This is a genomic window from Streptomyces sp. NEAU-174 (genome assembly GCF_052665095.1).
This window is the reverse complement of the sequence record NZ_JBQTCE010000006.1, coordinates 418,558-440,489: the sequence shown is the minus strand read 5'-3', so window position 1 is coordinate 440,489 and position 21,932 is coordinate 418,558. Positions and strand designations below refer to the sequence as shown.

2 protein-coding genes (1 of these 2 running past the window's edge) are annotated in these 21,932 nt (G+C 71.6%); both read left to right on the top strand.

Features of this window, described 5'->3' with window-relative positions:
- Window positions 1-14,670 carry the 3' portion of a non-ribosomal peptide synthase/polyketide synthase gene (locus ACT2CW_RS20265; protein WP_445517667.1) on the top strand. 5,865 nt of this gene lie to the left of the window's left edge, so 14,670 of the gene's 20,535 nt are visible here — the last part of the coding sequence; the start codon falls outside the window, past its left edge; the stop codon is at window positions 14,668-14,670.
- A complete protein-coding gene (locus ACT2CW_RS20260; protein ID WP_445517666.1) occupies window positions 14,670-21,932 on the top strand; it encodes an amino acid adenylation domain-containing protein in 7,263 nt (2,420 codons plus the stop codon). The genes ACT2CW_RS20265 and ACT2CW_RS20260 overlap by 1 nt, the downstream gene beginning before the upstream one ends.

Sequence of the window (21,932 nt, the reverse complement as noted above, 5' to 3'; positions counted from 1 at the left end):
TTGCGGGAGCACGCGGCCGGGTTGCTGCCGGATTACATGGTGCCGTCGGCGTTCGTCACCCTGGACGCGTTGCCGTTGACGCCGAACGGAAAACTGGACCGGCGTGCCCTGCCCGCGCCCGACTACGGTTCGGACACCGCTACCGGCCGGGCGCCGCGTTCACCGCGTGAGGAGATCCTGTGCGGTCTGTTCGCCGAGGTGCTGGGCCTGGAGTCGGTCACCATCGACGACGACTTCTTCCGGCTCGGTGGCCACTCCCTGCTCGCGACCAAGCTGGTCAGCCGGATCCGTAGCGCTATGGACGCGGAGCTGCCCATCCGGCAGCTCTTCGAGACCCCGACCGTCGCGGGTATCTCCACCGCTCTCGCGACGGATGGTGTGCGTCGGCGCGTGACCGTGGCCGATCCGCGACCGGACCGGATCCCGCTGTCGTATGCCCAGCAGCGGCTGTGGTTCCTGAACCAGTTCGAGGGCCCCAGCGCCACCTACAACGCTCCGGTCGCGCTGCGGCTGACCGGGCCGCTGGACCGGGACGCGTTGCGGCTGGCGCTCGGTGATCTGGTCGCCCGCCATGAGAGCCTGCGCACCGTCTTCACCGAGGACGCGGACGGTTCCCGGCAGATCGTCCTGCCCGCCGACGAGGTTCGTACGGAGCTTCCGGTGGTGGAGACCGATGAGCGACGGCTGGACGAGGACCTGGCCGTCGCGGCGGCCCGTCCCTTCGACCTCGCGGCCGAAACCCCCTTCCGCGCCGTGCTGTTCGCGGTCGCGGAGCAGGAGCATGTGCTGCTCGCCCTGACCCACCACATCGTCAGCGACGCGTGGTCGCGCGCCCCGCTGGCGCGTGATGTGGCGGCGGCGTACGCGGCCCGTGTCACCACCGGTGAGGCTCCCGTGCGTGAGCCACTGCCGGTGCAGTACGCGGACTACAGCCTCTGGCAGCGCGATGTCCTCGGTGACGAGTCCGACCCCGACAGTGAGATCTCGCGTCAGCTCGGCTACTGGACCTCCGCGCTGGCGGGTCTTCCGGATCATCTCGAGTTGCCGTACGACCGGCCGCGGCCGTCCGTGGCCACCTACCGCGGAGACCGCGTCTCGTTCCAGGTCTCCCCGGCGCTGTACGCGCGGATCGGCGAGGTGGCCGGGGAGGCGCAGGCCAGCCCCTTCATGGTGCTTCAGGCAGCCCTCGCCGCCCTCCTCACGCGGCTGGGCGGGGGTACGGACATCCCCATCGGCACACCGATCGCCGGCCGCACCGACACCTCGCTCGACGATCTGATCGGCGTCTTCCTGAACACGCTGGTGCTGCGTACGGACACGTCGGGGAACCCCAGCTTCGCCGAGCTCCTCGACCGGGTCCGGGAGACGAACCTGGGCGCGTACGCCCATCAGGACCTGCCCTTCGAGCGGCTGGTCGAGGTGCTCAATCCGGAGCGTTCGCTGTCCCGCCACCCGCTCTTCCAGGTGTTGCTGACCCTCAACAACACCGACTACCAGGGGGCGCTGGACTCGCTGGACGGCCTTCCGGGGCTCACCGCCGAGCGACAGCAGGTCGAGACGTCAGTGGCCAAGTTCGACCTCGCCTTCGGCTTCACCGAGAGCCACGACGAGGACGGGCAGGTGCGTGCGCTCAACGGTGTGCTGGAGTTCAGCACCGACCTGTTCGACCGCGCGACGGCCCATACGCTCACCGAGCGACTCCTCCGGCTCCTGACCGAGGCCGTGGCCGAGCCGACCGCCCCTGTGTCCCGTGTCGATCTGCTGGACGAGGCCGAGGTCCGGTCGGTGCTGTGGGACTGGAATGACACGGCGGGTGAGGTGCCGGGTCGTTCGGTGGTGGAGTTGTTCGAGGAGCGGGTGGCGCGGACGCCGGACGCGGTGGCAGTGGTCGCTGGTGAGGTATCCCTGACGTACGGCGAGTTGAACGCTCGGGCCGGGCGTCTGGCTCGGCTGCTGGTTGACCGTGGAGTGCGGGCCGAGGGCTTTGTCGCGGTGGCGTTGCCGAGGTCGGTGGATCTGGTGGTGGCGTTGCTGGCGGTGTGGAAGGCGGGGGCGGCGTACTTGCCGCTGGACACGGAGTATCCGGCCGACCGGCTCGCGTACATGCTCCAGGACGCCGCACCGACGCTCATCCTCACCACGACGGAGACTGGCGACCATCTCCCCGAGACCACCCGGATTCCGCGTCTGGTCCTGGACGAGCCCGTCGTACGGGACGCGCTGGGCGATCCGGCCGGGCCCGAGGAGGCACGCGCGGCGCTGGACCTCAACACCTCGGCGTATGTGATCTATACGTCGGGGTCGACGGGGCGGCCGAAGGGTGTGGTGGTGCCGCAGGGGCCGTTGGCGAACTTTGTGGTGGCGATGGCCGGGCGGTTCGGGCTTGTGGGCGAGGATCGTTTGCTGGCGGTGACCACGGTGGGGTTTGACATCGCGGGTCTGGAGTTGTTTGTGCCGTTGCTGAGTGGTGCGGCGGTGGTGGTGGCGGAGCGGGATGTGGTGCGGGATCCGGTGGCGTTGTGTGGGTTGGTGTCGGCTGAGCGGGTCTCGGTGATGCAGGCGACGCCGAGTCTGTGGCGGGCGGTGCTGGCTGAGGATCCGGCGGTGCTGAGCGGTGTGCGGGTGCTGGTGGGTGGTGAGGCGCTGCCTGCCGATTTGGCGGTGGCGTTGGCTGAGCGGGCCGAGTCGGTGACGAACATGTACGGCCCCACCGAGACGACGATCTGGTCGACGGTGTGGCCGGTCACCCCGGAGGCCGCGCGTGCGCCGCGCATCGGGCGGCCGATTGCCAATACCCAGGTGTATGTGCTGGACGGTGGGTTGCGGCCGGTGCCGGTCGGTGTGCCGGGTGAGTTGTATATCGCGGGTGAGGGTGTGGTCCGTGGGTATCACGGTCGGTCGGGACTGACCGCTGAACGCTTCGTGGCCGATCCGTTCGACCGCACCGGCGGTGGGCGGATGTATCGCACGGGTGACTTGGTGCGGTGGACCGCCGATGGTGAGCTGGAGTATCTGTCCCGGGTTGATGACCAGGTCAAGCTGCGTGGTTTCCGGATCGAGCTCGGCGAGATCGAGACGGTGCTGGCCGGGCATGACCATGTGGCCCACGCCGCCGTCCTCGTCCGCGAGGACCGGCCCGGCGACAAGCGCCTCGTCGCCTATGTCGTTCCGGCGAGCGCCGACGTGATGAGCGTCGCTGACCTGCGCGAGCATGTCGGCTCGCAGCTGCCTGGCTACATGGTGCCGTCGGCGTTCGTCACGCTGGAGGCCCTCCCATTGACGGCGAACGGGAAGCTGAACCGGCGTGCGCTGCCCGCGCCCGACTACGGCGCCGACTCCGCCATTGGCCGGGCGCCACGTTCGCCGCGCGAGGAGATCCTGTGCGGTCTGTTCGCCGAGGTCCTAGGCGTGGAGTCGGTCACCATCGATGACGACTTCTTCCACCTTGGCGGCCACTCCCTGCTCGCGACCAAGCTGGTCAGCCGGATCCGTACCGTCCTGGACGCCGAACTGGCCGTACGCCGCGTCTTCGAAGCACCCACCGTCGCCGAACTCGCGCATGTGCTGGGCGCATCGGCTGTGGCGCGGACCCGGCTGCGGGCGGTGGTGCCGAGGCCGGCGCGGTTGCCGCTGTCGCTGGCCCAGCAGCGGTTGTGGTTCCTGCATCAGTTCGAGGGGCCGAGTGCCACGTACAACATTCCGGTGGCGTTGCGGCTGAGTGGCGCGCTCGACGAGCGTGCGTTGCGGCTGGCCCTGGGCGATGTGGTGGCCCGGCACGAGAGCCTGCGCACGGTGTTCGCCGAGGACGGCGACGGTGCGTACCAGGTGATCCTGGACGCCGCCGAGGTGGACCTGACGGTGGCCGCGATCGACCGGGAGGCTGTACGGGAAGAGCTGAACCGGGCGATCCGGACGCCCTTCGACCTCACGGACGAGGTGCCGCTACGGGCGTGGCTGTTCGAGCTGGGCCATGACGAGTCCGTCCTGCTGGTCGTCGCGCATCACATCGCGAGCGACGCGTGGTCGATGGGCCCGCTGGCTCGCGATCTGACGCGCGCCTACGCGGCGCGGGTCAGCTCCGGTGAGGCTCCGGAGTGGGAGCCGCTGCCCGTCCAGTACGCGGACTACAGCCTGTGGCAGCGCGAGGTGCTGGGCGCGGAACAGGAGGCGGGGAGCGAGATCTCCCGCCAGCTCGGCTACTGGCAGGACGCGTTGGCCGACCTTCCGGAGGAGCTTTCGCTGCCCTTCGACCGGCCGCGCTCGGCGACCGCCTCGTTCGACGGCGACCGGATCACCTTCGAGCTGCCGTCCGCCCTTCACGACGAGTTGACGCGGATCGCCCGTGAGCGCCGGGCCAGCCTGTTCATGGTGGTGCAGGCGGCGCTGTCCACGCTGCTCACGCGGCTCGGCGCCGGTACGGATATCCCGCTGGGCACGGCCATCGCCGGCCGCACGGACGACGCACTGGACGATCTCGTCGGCTTCTTCGTGAACACCTTGGTGTTGCGGACGGACACCTCCGGCAACCCCACCTTCAGCGAGCTGATCGAGCGGGTGCGGGCGCGGGATCTGGAGGCGTACGCCCATCAGGACCTGCCCTTCGAGCGGCTGGTCGAGGTGGTCAACCCGGAGCGTTCGCTGTCCCGGCATCCGCTCTTCCAGACGATGCTCACGCTGAACAACACCCAGCAGGCAGGGGCGTCGGCCGTCGCCTCGCTGCCGGGGCTGACGGTGACCGATGAGCCGGTGGCCTCGGGTGGGGCGAAGTTCGACCTGTCCTTCCGGCTCGGCGAGCGGCGCGACGGTGGCGCGGAAGGGGGTGTGGTGGTGCTGGAGGGGGCTCTGGACTTCAGCACCGATCTGTTCGACCGGGCCACGGCGCAGCGCATCGCGGAGCGTTTCGTTCGCGTGCTGACCGTGCTTGCCGAGGATCCCGAGCGTCGTATCGGGGAGGTGGAGTTGCTGGATGCGGCGGAGCGGGAGCGAGTGCTGGTCGAGTGGAACGGCGAGCGGCGCGATGTACGGGGTGTGTCGCTGCCGGTGCTGTTCGCCGAGCAGGTGGCGCGGACGCCGGACGCGGTGGCAGTGGTGTCGGGTGATGCCCGACTGACGTACGCGGAGCTGGACGCACGGTCGAACCGGGTCGCCCGGTGGCTGATCGAGCAGGGCACGGGACCCGAGCGGTTTGTGGCCATCGCCTTGCCCCGGTCGGTGGAGTTGGTGGTGGCGCTGCTGGGTGTGGTGAAGGCGGGTGGTGCGTATGTGCCGGTGGATCCGGAGTATCCGGCGGAGCGCAAGGCCCACATCCTGGGCGACGCACGGCCGGTCCTGGTGATCGATGACGTGGCGGACCTCGCGGCCGCTGATGCGTATGCGGATGAGCCGGTGCGGGTGGTGGCGAGTCTCAACTCCCCTGTGTATGTGATTTATACGTCGGGGTCGACGGGTCGGCCGAAGGGTGTGGTGGTTGAGCATCGTTCGGTGGGGGCGTATCTGGAGCGGGCGCGGGAGGTGTATCCGGATGCGTCGGGTACGGCCTTGCTGCACTCTTCGGTGGCTTTCGACCTGACGGTGACGGCGTTGTATACGCCGTTGGTGAGTGGTGGCCGGGTGGTGCTGGGTGAGCTTGATGAGCGGGCCGGGGACGCTGGTCGGCCGTCGTTTATGAAGGTCACCCCCTCTCACCTGGGGCTGTTGGAGGCGCTGCCGGAGGGTGTGTCGCCGTCGGGGACGTTGATCATTGGTGGTGAGGCGTTGGTGGGTGAGGCGCTGGCGTCGTGGCGGGCCGTGCATCCGGGTGTGACGGTGGTCAATGCGTACGGTCCGACGGAGGCGACGGTCAACTGCACCGATTTCCGGATCGAGCCGGGCGCGGTGGTTGCCGGTGGTGCTGTGCCGATCGGGCGGCCGTTCTGGAACACGCGGGCGTATGTGCTGGACGCGGGGTTGCGTCCGGTGCCGCCGGGAGTGGCCGGTGAGCTGTACGTCGGTGGTGTGGTGCTGGCGCGTGGTTACTTGGGGCGTGCGGATCTGACCGCCGAGCGCTTTACCGCCGATCCTTACGGACCGGCGGGCGCGCGGATGTATCGCACGGGAGATCTGGCGCGCTGGAACGCCGATGGACAACTGGTCTATGTGGGCCGGGTCGATGATCAGGTCAAGGTGCGGGGCTTCCGTATCGAACTGGGGGAGATCCAGGCCGTGTTGCGTGGCCATCCCGAGGTGGCCCAGGCGGCCGTCGTCGTGCGGGAGGACCGGGCCGGGGACCAGCGCCTCGTCGCCTATGTGGTGTCCGATACCGCCGTCTCGGACACGGTCCTGCGGGAGTACGCCGCCGACGCTCTGCCGGATTACATGGTCCCCTCGGCCTTCGTCACCCTCGAAGAGCTGCCGTTGACCCCCAACGGAAAGCTGGACCGGCGTGCCCTGCCCGCGCCCGACTACGGTTCGGACACCGCTACCGGCCGGGCGCCGCGTTCACCGCGCGAGGAGATCCTGTGTGGTCTGTTCGCCGAGGTGCTGGGCGTGGAGTCGGTCACCATCGACGACGACTTCTTCCGGCTCGGTGGTCACTCGCTGCTGGCCACCCGGCTGGTCAGCCGGATCCGTAGCGTCCTGGAGGCGGAGCTGCCCATCCGGCAGCTCTTCGAGACCCCGACCGTCGCGGGTATCTCCACCGCCCTCGCGACCGACGCCGTGCGGCGCCGCGTCACCGTGGCCGATCCGCGACCGGAGCGTATCCCGCTGTCGTATGCCCAGCAGCGGCTGTGGTTCCTGAACCAGTTCGAGGGCCCCAGCGCCACCTACAACGTCCCGATCGCGCTGCGGCTGACCGGGCCGCTGGACCGGGACGCCCTACGGCTGGCCCTGGGTGATGTGGTCGCCCGGCACGAGAGCCTGCACACCGTCTTCACCGAGGACACCGACGGTGCGTACCAGGTCGTTCGCCCGGCCGATGAGGCAAGGCCCGAGCTGACGACAGTGGAGACGGACCGGGCGAGCCTCGAAGGGCAGTTGCGTAAGGCCGCGCGCCGTGGCTTCGACCTGTCCGCCGACGCGGCGGAACTGCCGCTCCGCGCAACGCTGTTCGCACTCGACAGCGGTGAGGAGCACATTCTCCTGCTGGTTCTGCACCACATCGTGAGCGACGCGTGGTCCCGTTCACCGCTGGCCCGCGACCTGACGGCCGCGTATGCCGCGCGGGTCACCACCGGCGAGGCTCCCGTACTCGAACCGCTGCCGGTGCAGTACGCCGACTACAGCATCTGGCAGCGCGACGTCCTGGGTGAGGAGTCCGACCCGGACAGTGAGATCGCACGGCAACTCGACTACTGGACCGGCGCGTTGGCGGGCCTGCCGGATCAGCTGGAGCTGCCGTACGACCGGCCGCGCCCGCCCGTCGCCTCCTACCGGGGCGACCGCATCCCCTTCGAGATTCCGGCCGACCTCTACGACAAGGTGGCCGCGCTCGCACGGGACACGCAGTCGAGTCCGTTCATGGTGGTTCAGGCGGGGCTCGCGGCATTGCTGACCCGGCTCGGCGCGGGTACGGACATCCCCATCGGTACACCGATAGCGGGCCGAACCGACACCTCGCTCGACGATCTGGTCGGCGTCTTCATCAACACGCTGGTGCTGCGCGCCGACACGTCAGGACGTCCCACGGCCCGCGCGCTGATCGAGCGCGTCCGTGCGCGGAACCTGGCCGCTTACGCCCATCAGGACCTGCCCTTCGAGCGGCTGGTCGAGGTGCTCAACCCGGAGCGCTCGCTCTCCCGTCACCCGCTCTTCCAGGTGCTCCTGGCCTTCAACAACACCGACACAGCGGCCACCGACCAAGCCGTGGCCGGGATCCCCGACCTCACCGTGTCGCCGGTGGCGGCTGACACCGGCGTGGGCAAGTTCGACCTGTCCTTCACTTTCACCGAGCAGCCGCACCGAGCCGACGGGCTGCGAGGAGTGCTGGAGTTCAGCACCGACCTGTTCGACCGGAGCACGGTCGAAACGCTCGGCAAGCGGTACCTGCGTGTGTTGCGGGGCATGGTCGATGCCCCGGACGCCCCGCTCGACCGTATCGATCTGCTGGACGAGGCCGAGGCCCGGTCGGTGTTGTGGGACTGGAATGACACGGCGGGTGAGGTGCCGGGTCGTTCGGTGGTGGAGTTGTTCGAGGAGCGGGTGGCGCGGACGCCGGATGCGGTGGCAGTGGTCGCTGGTGGGGTGTCCCTGCCGTACGGCGAGTTGAACGCTCGGGCCGATCGTCTCGCGCGGCTGCTGGCCGATCGCGGGGTGCGACCCGAGGGCTTTGTCGCGGTGGCGTTGCCGAGGTCGGTGGATCTGGTGGTGGCGTTGCTGGCGGTGTGGAAGGCGGGGGCGGCGTACCTTCCGCTGGACACGGAGTATCCGGCCGATCGGCTCGCCTACATGCTCCAGGACGCCAGGCCCGAACTCATCCTGACCACAGGTGAGTTGATGTCTGTGCTGCCGGACGTCGACATCCCACATGTGCTGCTGGACGCGCCCGGGACCGCCGAGGAGCTTGTCCGGACGGCGGGGGAGCGGCGGCCCACCCACCCGGCGCCGTCCCACGCGGCGTATGTGATCTACACGTCGGGTTCGACGGGTCGGCCGAAGGGTGTGGTGGTGCCGCAGGGGCCGTTGGCGAATTTCGTGGTGGCGATGGCCGAGCGGTTCCAGCTCACCGGGGTGGACCGGTTGCTGGCGGTCACCACCGTCGGGTTCGACATCGCGGGTCTGGAGCTGTTCGTGCCGTTGCTGAGTGGTGCGGCGGTGGTCGTGGCCGAGCGCGATGCGGTACGGGACCCGGTGGCACTGTGCGCGCTCGTATCCAACGAGCGGATCTCGGTGATGCAGGCGACACCCAGCCTGTGGCGGGCGGTGCTGGCCGAGGACCCGGCGGTGCTGAGCGGTGTGCGAGTCCTCGTCGGTGGCGAGGCTCTGCCCGCAGACCTGGCGGTCGCATTGGCCGAGCGGGCCGAGTCGGTGACGAACATGTACGGCCCCACCGAGACGACGATCTGGTCGACGGCGTGGCCGGTCACCCCGGACACCGCGCGTGCGCCGCGTATCGGGCTGCCGATCGCCAATACTCAGGTGTACGTGCTGGACAGTGGGTTGCGGCCGGTCCCGGCCGGTGTCCCCGGTGAGCTGTATATCGCGGGGGAGGGTGTGGTCCGTGGGTATCACGGGCGCTCGGGACTGACCGCTGAACGCTTCGTGGCCGATCCGTTCGACCGCACCGGCGGTGGGCGGATGTATCGCACCGGTGACCTGGTGCGGTGGACCGCCACGGGCGAGCTGGAGTACCTCTCCCGGGTCGATGACCAGGTCAAGCTGCGGGGCTTCCGGATCGAGCTCGGCGAGATCGAGACGGTGCTGGCCGGGCATGAGCACGTTGCCCAGGCCGCCGTACTCGTCCGTGAGGACCGGCCCGGCGACAAGCGCCTCGTCGCCTACGTCATCCCATCCGTGGCGGGCGGACCGGAGCCCCTGGCCCTGCGTGAGCACGTGGCCGCGCAACTGCCCGGCTACATGGTGCCGTCGGCGTTCGTCACGCTGGAGGCCTTCCCGCTCACCGCGAACGGGAAGCTGAACCGGCGTGCGTTGCCCGTGCCCGACTACGGCCTCGACTTGGCCACCGGCCGGGCGCCGCGTTCACCGCGCGAGGAGATCCTGTGCGGTCTGTTCGCCGAGGTCCTGGGCGTGGAGTCGGTCACCATCGACGACGACTTCTTCCACCTCGGCGGCCACTCCTTGCTCGCGACCAAGCTGGTCAGCCGGATCCGTACCGTCCTGGACGCCGAACTGGCCGTACGCCGCGTCTTCGAGGCACCCACCGTCGCCGAACTCGCGGATGCGCTCGACGAGTCCGCCGCCGTACGGGGCCGGGTGGTGAGCGCGAAGCGGCCCGCCCGGGTGCCGCTGTCCCACGCCCAGCAGCGTCTGTGGTTCCTCCAGCACCTGGAGGGGCCGAGCGACGCCTACAACATGGTCATCTCCCTCGACCTGACCGGCGCGCTGGACGAGGAGGCACTGCGTCAGGCCCTGAACGACGTGGTCTTACGCCACGAGAGCCTGCGTACGGTGTTCGCCGACGACGCGGGCGGCGGCGCCTATCAGGTCGTCCTCGCCCCCGATCAGGCACAGGTTCCGCTGACCGTGGAGGAGGTGGCAGACGAGGCGTCCGTGGACCGATTGATGCGCGACGCCGCCGCGTACGCCTTCGACCTCTCCGCCGAGATGCCGATCCGCGCCTCGCTGTTCCGGCTGCCCGCCGTCGCCGAAGGTTCCGACGGGGCGGAAACCGACCGTTCGGCCCTGCTCCTGCTGACGCATCACATCGCGAGCGACGCCTGGTCGCGCGGTGTCCTGGTCCGTGACCTGACGGCGGCCTACGCGGCGCGCGTGACGACCGGCCGTGCCCCCGCCTGGGAGCCGCTGCCGGTGCAGTACGCGGACTACAGCCTCTGGCAGCGCGACCTCCTCGGCGACGAGTCCGACGCGGGCAGCGAGATCGCGCGCCAGCTCGGCTACTGGACCCGGGCGCTGGAAGGGCTCCCGGAGGAGCTGGCCCTGCCCTTCGACCGGCCACGGCCGGCCGCCGCCTCCTACCGGGGCGACCGGGTCGGCTTCGAGCTGCCGCCGGGCCTGTACGAGCGGCTGGTGGGGGTCGCCGGTGAGCATCGCGCGAGTCTGTACATGGTCCTCCAGGCGGCGCTGGCGACCCTGCTGACCCGGCTCGGGGCGGGCAGCGACATCCCCATCGGCACGCCGGTCGCGGGCCGTACCGACGACGCGCTCGACGAGCTCGTCGGGTTCTTCGTCAACACACTGGTGCTGCGCACCGACACCTCCGGCAACCCCACCTTCACCGAACTGGTCGACCGCGTCCGGGCGCGGGACCTGGAGGCGTACGCGCACCAGGACCTGCCCTTCGAGCGGCTGGTCGAGGTGGTCAACCCGGAGCGCTCGCTGGCCCGGCACCCGCTCTTCCAGACCGTCCTCAACCTGAACAACGCCGCTCGGCCCCTCACCGCGCGGACGGGGCTCACCGTCACCGGGCGACCGCTCGGGGCGCCCTCGGCGAAGTTCGACCTCTCGTTCGAGATCGCCGAGGCCGCCGGGACCACCGGGGCCGGGCTGGGCTGTGCGCTGGACTTCAGCACGGACCTGTTCGACCGGGCGACCGCGCGGAGCATCGCCGACCGCTTCGTCCGCGTGCTGGAGCAGGTGGCCGCCGACCCGGCCGTCCGGATACAGGACCTCCAGATCCTCGACCCGGCCGAGCGGCGCGAGCTGACCATGCCGCCACGGCACACCTCAGCCTCCGGTGACACCTCAGCCTCCGGTGACACCTCCGGCGACACCTCTGGCGACACCTCCGGTGACACCATCGTGTCCAGGTTCGAGCGGCAGGTGGCGGCCACTCCGGACGCGATCGCGGTGACCTACGAGACCACGTCCCTCACCTATTCCGAAGTGAACGCGCGGGCGAACCGGCTGGCCCAGCTGCTCCGCGAGCGGGGAGCGGGCCCGCGGCGGTACGTGGGCTTGAGCATGCCCCGCACCGAGGAGCTCGTCGTCGCGGTGCTCGGCGTGCTCAAATCGGGCGCGGCATACGTGCCCATCGACCCGGCCTACCCGGCCGACCGCATCGCGTACATGATCGACGACGCGCGGCCGATCCTCACGGTGACGCCCGATGTGCTCGCCGAGTCCGAGCGGTGTCACGCGGCCGACCCGGATGTGGCACTCTCGCCCCTGGACACCGCGTATGTCATCTACACCTCGGGATCCACGGGGCGGCCCAAGGGCGTTGAGGTGCCGCACGGCAACGCGATACGCCTGATGGACTCGACCGGTCACTGGTTCGGCTTCGGCCCCGACGACGTATGGACGCTGTTCCACTCCTACGCCTTCGACTTCTCCGTCTGGGAACTGTGGGGACCGCTGCTGCACGGCGGACGCCTGGTCGTCGTCCCTTACGAGACCAGCCGGACCCCGGACCGGTTCCTGAAGCTGCTGGCGGACGAGCGGGTCACCGTACTGAACCAGACCCCATCGGCCTTCTACCAGCTCATGGCGGCCGACCGGGACGACCCCGAGGCCTCCGCACGGCTTCGCCTGCGCCATGTCGTCTTCGGCGGCGAGGCGTTGGAGCTGGGCCGGCTGGCCGACTGGTACTCCCGGCACCCCGATGACGCCCCGTCCCTGGTGAACATGTACGGCATCACGGAGACCACCGTGCATGTCACATATGCCGCGCTCGACGAGGCCGTCGTCGCCGCCTCGTCCGGGTCGGTGATCGGCGAACCGATCCCCGACCTCGCCGTGTATGTGCTGGACGAGCGGCTCCGGCCGGTCCCCAGGGGTGTCGTCGGGGAGCTGTACGTCGTCGGAGCCGGTCTGGCCCGCGGCTATCTGGGCCGGCCCGGACTCACCGCCGAGCGGTTCGTGGCCAACCCGTTCGGCGAGGGCCGCATGTACCGCACCGGGGACACCGGACGCCGACTGGCCGACGGGCGCCTGGAGTACCACGGCCGCGTGGACGACCAGGTCAAGCTGCGTGGCTTCCGTATCGAGCTCGGCGAGATCGAGGCGGCGCTCGAGACACACGCCGCGGTGGCTCGGGCAGCGGTGATCCTGCGCGAGGACCGGCCCGGCGACAAACGCCTCGTGGCCTATGCCGTGCCGGCCGCCGGCGCCGAGTCCACCCCCGGGCCCGACGCGCTGCGCGCCCACCTCGCCACCGCCCTGCCCGAGCACATGGTGCCGTCGGCCGTGGTCACGCTGGACGCGCTCCCGCTCACCCTGAACGGGAAGCTCGACCGGCGCGCCCTGCCCGCGCCCGTGTACGGCGGGAAGCCGGAGACGGACCGGCGGGGTCCGCGCACCGAGCGGGAGAAGACGCTGTGCGGGCTGTTCGCCGAGGTGCTGGGGCTGGACGGGGTCGGTATCGACGACGGCTTCTTCGATCTCGGTGGCGACAGCATCATGTCCATCCAGCTCGTCAGCCGCGCCCGGCGGGCCGGACTCGAACTCGCGGTGCGCGACGTCTTCGAGCACCGCACGGTGGCCGCGCTCGCCGACATCGCCACGGAAACCGTCCGCGTGGCCGCGGAGGAGCCGGGGGCGGACGTCGGTGACGTACCACTGACGCCGATCGTGCGCTGGTTCCTCGAACGGGGCGGCCCGGCCGACCAGTTCAACCAGTCACGGCTCGTCCAGGTGCCCGCGGCGCTCCGCCAGGAGCAGCTGCGGTCCGCGGTGCAGTCGGTGCTCGACCACCACGGCGCCCTGCGGGCCCGGCTCACCGCCGCTCCCGAACGGCGGCTGGAGATACGCCGGCCGGGCGCGGTCGACGCCGCGTCCCTGGTCCGCCGCGTGGCTGCCGCCGGGCTCGGGGAGTCGGCCCAGCGGGATCTCGTACGGCGGGAGACCGAGGCCGCACGGGAGCGTCTCGACCTGGACGCGGGACGGCTCGTCCAGGTGGTCTGGTTCGACCGCGGCGCGGACACACCGGGTCTGCTGCTCCTCCTCATCCACCACCTGGTGGTCGACGGGGTGTCCTGGCGCATCCTGGTACCCGACCTGGCCGAGGCGTACCGGGCCGTGAGCGCCGGGCGGGAGCCGGAACTCCAGCCCGTGGGCACCTCGCTGCGCCGCTGGGCGCGGCGTCTGACGGAGGCGGCGGCACGGCCCGCGCGGGCGGCGGAGGCCGCCTGGTGGCAGGAGGTGCTGCGGCCGGGGGACCCGCTCCTGGGCCGACGGCCACTGGACCCGGCCGGGGACACCTACGGGAGCGCGGCGCATCTGACGGTCACGCTGCCGGTCGCGGTCACCGAGAGGCTGCTCACCCGGGTGCCATCGGTGTTCACCGCGGAGGTCAACGACGTGCTGCTGACGGCGTTCGCCCTGGCGTGGGCCCGCTGGCGCGGCGGCCGGGGCGTCCGGGGCGCGGGCGGCCGGCCGGCCGGGGTGCTCCTCGACCTGGAGGGCCATGGGCGCGAGGAGGACCTCGTGGGTGCCGTGGACCTGTCCCGCACCGTGGGCTGGTTCACCAGCCTCTATCCCGTACGGATCGACCCGGGCACCGCGGACCTCACCGACGCGTTCGCGGGGGGCCCGGCCGCGGGGGAGGCCGTCAAGCGGATCAAGGAGCAGCTGCGGGCCGTGCCCGACAAGGGCATCGGCTATGGCCTGGTCCGGCATCTCAACGCGAGCACCGCACCGGGGTTCACCGGCCTGCCCGAGCCGCAGGTGGCATTCAACTACCTGGGACGTTTCACGGTCGCGGATGCCGAGGAGGCGGGCAGCGCCACGGTCCCGGACTGGACCGTGCTCACCAGCGCCGCCGGTATCGGCGGCACCGACCCCCGGGTGCCGCTCGCCCACCCCCTGGAGCTCAACGCCCGCACCGACGACGGACCGCGCGGACCCGAACTGGCCGCGACCTGGACCTGGGCGGAGGGCATCCTCGACCGGGCCGAGGTCGGCACGCTGGCGGACCTGTGGTTCCAGGCCCTCACGGCCCTCACCGAGCACGCGGAACGCCCCGACGCGGGCGGGCTCACCGTCTCGGACGTTTCCCTGAGCCTGCTGAGCCAGGACGAGATCGAGTTGCTGGAAGACGACTGGAGGACCATGTGATGGCGACGCAGCCCGGATTACAGGACATCCTGCCGCTGGCCCCGCTTCAGGAAGGCTTGCTCTTCCACAGCGTCTACGACGAGGCGGCGCCGGACGTCTATGTCGTGCAGGACACCATGGATCTGGAGGGCGACCTCGACCCGGAGGCGCTGCGCGCCGCGTGCCGCACCCTGCTCCGGCGCCACGCCAATCTGCGCGCGGGATTCCGCTACGCGGGCCTGCGGCGACCCGTCCAGTTCATTCCGCATGAGGTGCCCCTTCCCTGGGAGGAGTTCGACCTCGCCGCGCTGTCCGATGACGAGCGCGCCGCGGCGGCCGACCGGGTGCTGGAGGCGGACCGGCGGCGCCGTTTCGACCTCGGCAAGCCGCCGCTGATGCGGTTCACCCTGCTGCGGCTCGGCGCGGGCCGGCACCGCTTCGTCCTGACCAACCACCACATCCTGCTGGACGGGTGGTCGCGCCCGATGCTGCTGCGCGAACTGCTCGCGCTGTACGCGTCCCGGGGGGACGACAGCGGGCTGCCACGGGTCCGGCCCTTCCGGGACTACTTGCGCTGGCTCGCCGACCAGGACCGGGACGCCGCGGTGGCCGCGTGGCGCGAGGCGGTGGCCGGACTCGACGGCCCCACGCTGGTCGCGCCCCGGGCCGGCGACCGGCCCGCGGTCGTGCCGGGACGCCTGGACGCCGAGCTCGAACCGGCCGTCCACGAAGCGCTCTCGGCTCTCGCCCGGGAGCGCGCGCTGACCCTCAACTCGCTGGTGCAGGGCGCCTGGGCGGTCGTCCTCGGCGGGCTGACCGGCCGCGACGACGTGGTGTTCGGCGCCACCGTCTCCGGGCGGCCGCCCGAGCTGGCCGGGGTCGAGACGATGGTGGGCCTGTTCATCAACACGCTGCCGGTCCGGGTACGGCTGCGCCCCGGCGAGCCGCTGGTGGACATGGTGCGCCGGGTCCAGGACGAGCAGACCCGGCTCCAGGCCCACCAGCAGATCGACCTCGCCGAGGTGCGGCGGCTCGCCGGAGCCGGTGAACTCTTCGACACCACGATGGTGTTCGAGAACTACCCCGTGGACCTCACGGCCGGGAACGACGAGCCCGGCGGGGTGAGCGGCCTGACCGTGGTCGGCGCCCGCAACCGCGACGCCGCCCACTATCCGCTGGCGCTCGTCGCGGTCGCCCGCGGCGGCCTGCTGCGGCTGCGCCTGGACCACCAGCCCGATCTCTTCCCCGACGCGTCGGCCCGCGCCGTCCTGGACCGGGTGGTGCGCGTCCTCACCGCGGTGGCCACCGACCCGCTGCGGCCCGTCGGCCGGCTCGAACTGCTCTCCGGGGACGAACAGCGGGCCGTGTCCGCGTTCGGCCGTGGCACGGACACCGACATCCCGGACCTCAGCCTGCCGGAGGCGTTCCGTGCCCAGGCCGCCCGCACCCCGCACGCCACCGCCGTCCGCACCGGTGCCGACGCCCTCGACTACGCCGCGCTCGACGCCCGCTCCGAAGCGCTGGCGCGCCGCCTCACCCGGCTCGGAGTGGCTCCGGAGACCCCGGTGGCGCTGCTCATGGAGCGCTCGGCGAACGTGGTCGTGTCCGCGCTGGGAGTCCTCAAGGCGGGCGGCGCGTATGTGCCGCTGCGCGAGCGCGACCCGGCCGACCGGCTCCGTCAGCTCACCGGCCTCGCCGGTGTCTCCCTGGTGCTGACCGACCGGGCGAACGCCGACCGCGCCGCGGACCTGGGACTCCCCTCGGTCGTCGTGGACGACGGCGCCGTGGCGCCCGATCCCGCGCCGGGGGAGCCCGATCCCGCACTGGGGGAGCCCGATCCCGCGCCGGGAAAGCCGCTGCCGCGCCTCCACGCCGACCAGATCGCCTACATCTGCCACACCTCCGGCTCCACCGGAACCCCCAAGGGCGTCGCCGCCACCCACCGCCATGTGCTCGAACTCGCCCATGACCGCTCGTTCACCGGCGGCGCCCACACCCGGGTCCTGGTCCACTCACCGCACGCCTTCGACGCCTCCACCTACGAGATGTGGGTGCCGCTGCTGACCGGCGGCACCGCCGTCGTCGCCCCGCCCGGCGACCTCGACGCAGGCCTGCTCGGCAAGCTGCTCGTCGAGCACGAGATCACCGGGATGTTCCTGACCACCGGACTCTTCCAACTCGTCGCCGACGAGGCGCCCGAACACTTCGCGGGCCTCCAAGAGGTGTGGACCGGGGGAGAGGCGGTCCCCGCCGCGTCCGTCCGCCGGGTGATGGACGCCTGCCCCGACACGACCGTCGTCGACGTGTACGGGCCCACCGAGACGACCACGTTCGCGGTGCGGCACCGGCTTCCCCGGGGACAGGAGGTCCCCGCCTCCGTCCCCATCGGCAGCCCGCTGGACAACACCCGGCTGATGGTCCTGGACACGGGCCTGCGCCCGGTGCCGCCCGGCACGGCGGGCGAACTGCACATCGCCGGAGCGGGTCTGGCACGCGGCTACTGGCGGCGGCCCGGGATCACCGCGGAACGCTTCGTCGCCGACCCCTACGGCCCGCCCGGCGCCCGCATGTACCGCACCGGCGACCTGGTGCGCTGGAACCCCGACGGCGTCCTCGAATACCTCGGGCGCGCGGACGAACAGGTGAAGCTGCGCGGCTTCCGCATCGAGCTCGGTGAGATCGAGGCGCGGCTGGGCGGCCACCCCGACGTCGCCCAGACCGTCGTCACCGTGCAGGAGCCACGCCCCGGCGACAAACGCCTGGTGGCCCACCTCGTCGCCGAGCGCGGCACCACCCCCTCCCCGGAGGACCTGCGGGCGCACCTCGCCGCCGAACTCCCCGACTACATGGTGCCCGCCGCGTTCGTCGTCCTCGACGCGCTGCCGCTGACCGCCAACGGCAAAGTGGACCGCAGGGCCCTGCCCGTGCCCGACACCGGTCCGGCCGCCGCCACCGGAGCGCGCCGCGCCCCGCGCAGCCCCCAGGAGGAGATCCTGTGCGGTCTCTTCGCGGAGGTCCTCGGTCTGCCGTCGGTCGGCATCGACGACGACTTCTTCGACGCAGGCGGACACTCGCTGCTCGCCACCCGGCTCGTCGGGCGCGTCCGTTCGGTCTTCGGCGCCGAGCTGGCGGTGCGGCAGCTGTTCGACACGCCGACCGTGGCCGGGCTCGCCCGCGCCCTCGACACGGCCGGATCGGCCCGGCCGGCGCTGGTGCCCGCCGAGCCGCGCCCCGACCGCGTCCCGGCCTCCTTCGCCCAGCGCCGGCTGTGGTTCCTGCACCGCTTCGAGGGCCCCTCCCCGACGTACAACATCCCCTTCGCGCTGAGGCTCACCGGCGATCTGGACCGCACGGCGCTGCGGGACGCGCTCGTGGACGTCGCGGGGCGCCACGAGTCGCTGCGCACGGTCTTCGCCGAGGACGCCGAAGGCCCGTACCAGGTCGTGCTGAGCTGCCCGGAGGCCAGACCCGCGCTGACCGTCGTCCCCGACGTGCCGCCGGACCGCCTGGAGCGGGAGATCGCCGCCGCCGTGGGGTACGCCTTCGAGCTGACCGAGGAACTCCCCCTGCGGGTATGGCTGTTCGAGACCGGTGAGCGGGAACATGTGCTGCTGCTCCTGGTCCACCACATCGCGGGCGACGGCTGGTCGGTGCCGCTGCTCGCCCGCGACATCGTCTCCGCCTACGCCGCACGGCGCGACGGTGCCGCCCCCGCCTGGCGGCCGCTGCCGGTGAGTTACGCCGACTACAGCCTGTGGCAGCACCAGGTGCTCGGCTCCGAGGACGACGAGGACAGCCTGATCTCGCGTCAGCTCGCCTACTGGAAGCAGACCCTGGCCGGACTGCCGGACGAACTCGCGCTGCCCGCCGACCGGCCGCGCCCCGCCACCTCCGCCCATCGCGGCGAACGCGTCCCCTACCAGGTGCCGGGACCGCTGTACGAGCGGATCCGCTCCCTGGCGGGCGCCACCAAGGCCAGCCCCTTCATGGTGGTCCAGGCCGCGGTCGCCGCGCTGCTCACCCGGCTCGGGGCGGGCACCGACATCCCACTGGGCACCCCGGTGGCCGGCCGCACCGACGACGCCCTGGACGATCTCGTCGGCTTCTTCGTCAACACGCTGGTGCTGCGCACCGACACCTCCGGCAACCCCACCTTCCGGGAGCTGATCGCCCGCGTCCGGGACACGGACCTCGCGGCATACGCCCATCAGGACCTGCCGTTCGAGCGGCTTGTGGAGGCGCTCAACCCCAAGCGCTCACAGTCCCGGCACCCGGTGTTCCAGACCATGCTCACCTTCAATAACACCGGGCAGCGGCAGGCGGCGGACGCGGCGGCCCCCGAGGACGGCGTGGGGGCGCCGGGCCTCGCCGTCGAGCAACTGGACTCGGACACCGGTACCGCCAAATTCGATCTGCTGCTGTCCTTCGCCGAGCGGCACGCCCCCGACGGCAGCGTGGACGGGCTGAACGCGGGTCTGGAATTCAGCACCGATCTCTTCGAACGCGACACGGCGGAGCGGATCGTCGCGCGGCTCATGCGGCTGCTGGCGGCGATGACCGCGAACCCGCAGGCGAGGCTCGGCGAGGTGCCGCTCCTCGATGAGGACGAACAGGCCGCGGTGCTGAGCGGCGGGCAGGGCGCGGTCCGCGCCGCGCCGGACGCCTCGCTGCCTGATCGGTTCGAGGCGGCCGTCGCCCGCGGTCCGCACGGCGTGGCCGTGGAAACCGCGGCCGGGGCGGTCGGCTACACGGAGCTGAACACGCGCGCCAACCGCCTCGCACGGCTGCTCATCGACCGCGGGGTGGGCCCCGAGGACCTCGTCGCGGTCGCCATGCCCCGGTCGGCCGACCTGGTCACCGCCCTCATGGCGGTTCTCAAGGCCGGCGCCGGCTATCTGCCCGTCGACCCCGAGTACCCGGCCGGCCGCATCGCGTTCATGCTCGAAGACGCCCGCCCCGCCCTCGTGCTGACCACCCGCGAACTGGCCGAGGCACTTCCGGAAGCGCTCGCCGGCCGTACGTTCGTGACCGACGACCGGCACGCCGCCGAAGCGCTCGCCGCGTACCCCGCGACCGATGTCACCGACGACGAGCGCGCCAGGCCGCTCGACCCCGCGCACCCGGCCTACGTCATCTACACCTCGGGTTCGACCGGGCGCCCCAAGGGCGTGGTGATGCCCGCGGGCGCCCTGGCCAACCTCCTGGACTGGCACCAGGCGCAGCTGCCGGGCGGACTGGGCACCCGGGTGGCCCAGTTCACCGCGGTCAGCTTCGACGTCTCCGTTCAGGAGATCCTCTCCGCGCTGCTGCACGGCAAGACCCTCGTGGTCTGCCCCGAGGACGTCCGCCGCGACCCGGCCCGCCTGGCGCGGTGGCTGGACGACACCGGAGTCCAGGAGCTGTACGCGCCCAACCTGGTCATCGACGCCGTATGCGAGGCCGCCACCGCCCAGGGGCTTCAACTGCCGCACCTCACCGACCTGGTACAGGCCGGTGAGGCGCTCACCCCGCACGGCGCCATCCGCGCGTTCTGCGCCGAGCGCCCCGGCCGGCGGCTGCACAACCACTACGGGCCCGCCGAGACCCATGTGGTGACGGCCTGCCCGCTCCCGGCGGACCCCGACGCCTGGACGCCCGGCCCCGCCCCCATCGGGCGGCCCGTCGACAACACCGCCGTGCGGCTGCTCGACCCCTGGCTGAACCCGGTGCCGCCGGGCGCCCCCGGAGAGCTGTACATCGCCGGAGCCGCCCTGGCCCGCGGCTACATCGCCCGCGCCGACCGCACCGCGGAGCGGTTCGTCGCCGATCCCTACGGCCCGCCGGGCACCCGGATGTACCGCACCGGCGACCTCGCCCGCCTCACCCGCGCCGGACACCTCACCTACCTGGGGCGCACCGACACCCAGGTCAAGGTCCGCGGGTTCCGCATCGAACCGGGTGAGATCGAGGCGGTCCTCACCGCCGCCCCGGAGGTGGCGCGGGCGGCCGTGGTCGTACGGGAGGACCGGCCGGGCGACCGGCGCCTGGTCGGTTACGTGGTCGGGGCGCACGGCGGGGAGCCCGAGGCGCGCCGGTTGCGCGAACACGCCGCCCGCCACCTGCCCGACCATATGGTGCCCGCCGCGTTCGTCACCCTGGACGCGCTGCCCCTGACGCCCAACGGCAAGCTCGACCGGGCCGCGCTGCCCGCGCCCGAGTACCGGACCGGTACCGCCCCCGGCGTGCCGAGGACGCCCGAGGAGCGCGCGCTGTGCGCCCTGTTCGCCGAGGTCCTGGGCGTGGAGAAGGTCGGAACCGAGGACGAGTTCTTCGACCTCGGCGGTCACTCCTTCCTCGCCGCCCGGCTGGTCGGCCGGATCCGCGACGAGATGGGCGGCGACCTGCCGGTACGCGCGGTCTTCGACGCACCCTCACCCGCCGCGCTCGCCCGCCTGCTGACGGGCGGGGCGGTCGCGGCGGGCGGGGCCGCAGAACGCGGCTCGACGGGGGCACTGCTGCCCCTGCGCGCCCGCGGTACGGCCGCACCGCTGTTCTTCCTGCACCCGGGTGGCGGCTTCAGCTGGTGCTACTCGGGGCTGGTCCGCCACCTCGGCGCCGATGTACCGGTCTACGGCGTCCAGGCCCGCGGCCTCGACGGCGCCGGACCGCTCCCGGCGTCCATGGACGAGATGGTCGAGGACTATGCCGCCCGGATCCGTTCCGTGCAGCCGCACGGCCCCTACCGGCTCGCCGGCTGGTCCTTCGGCGGGCTGACCGCGCAGGCACTGGCCGTCCGGCTGCGAGCGGAGGGCGAGGAGGTCGGGATGCTCGCGGTGCTCGACTCCTACCCGCCGGGGGAGCACAGCGACCACTCGGAGCCGGTGGAGCACGAGGTCGTCGCGAACAATCTGCGGGCCATGGGGTTCACCTTCGACATGGCCGAGCTCATAGCAGACCAGGAGCGGGTTCTGCTGCGCTTCCGGGAGTTCCTGCAAGGGGGAAATCATCCCATGGCCCACCTCGACCACCTCGAGGCCCAGGACGTGCTGGCCCTCAAGGACGTCTACGTGAACAATGTCCGGATCATGCGGTCTTATGTGCCCCAGTTCTTCGACGGGGACATGCTTTTCGTGTCCGCGGATCGGAAACCCGCCGACCGGGAAACCCTCCTGGATGTCAACTTGTGGCAACCCCTGATAGGCGGGTCGATCGAGATCTGCACCGTAGACTCGAATCACGGAGATCTGATGACCGACGCCCGTCACGCGGCCCGTATCGGACGTTTTCTCGCCGACCGGCTGTGA

Excerpts from the sequence above, each read along its gene's own strand:
- ACT2CW_RS20260 (WP_445517666.1), top strand. The coding sequence starts at position 14,670 with ATGGCGACGCAGCCCGGATTACAGGACATCCTGCCGCTGGCCCCGCTT.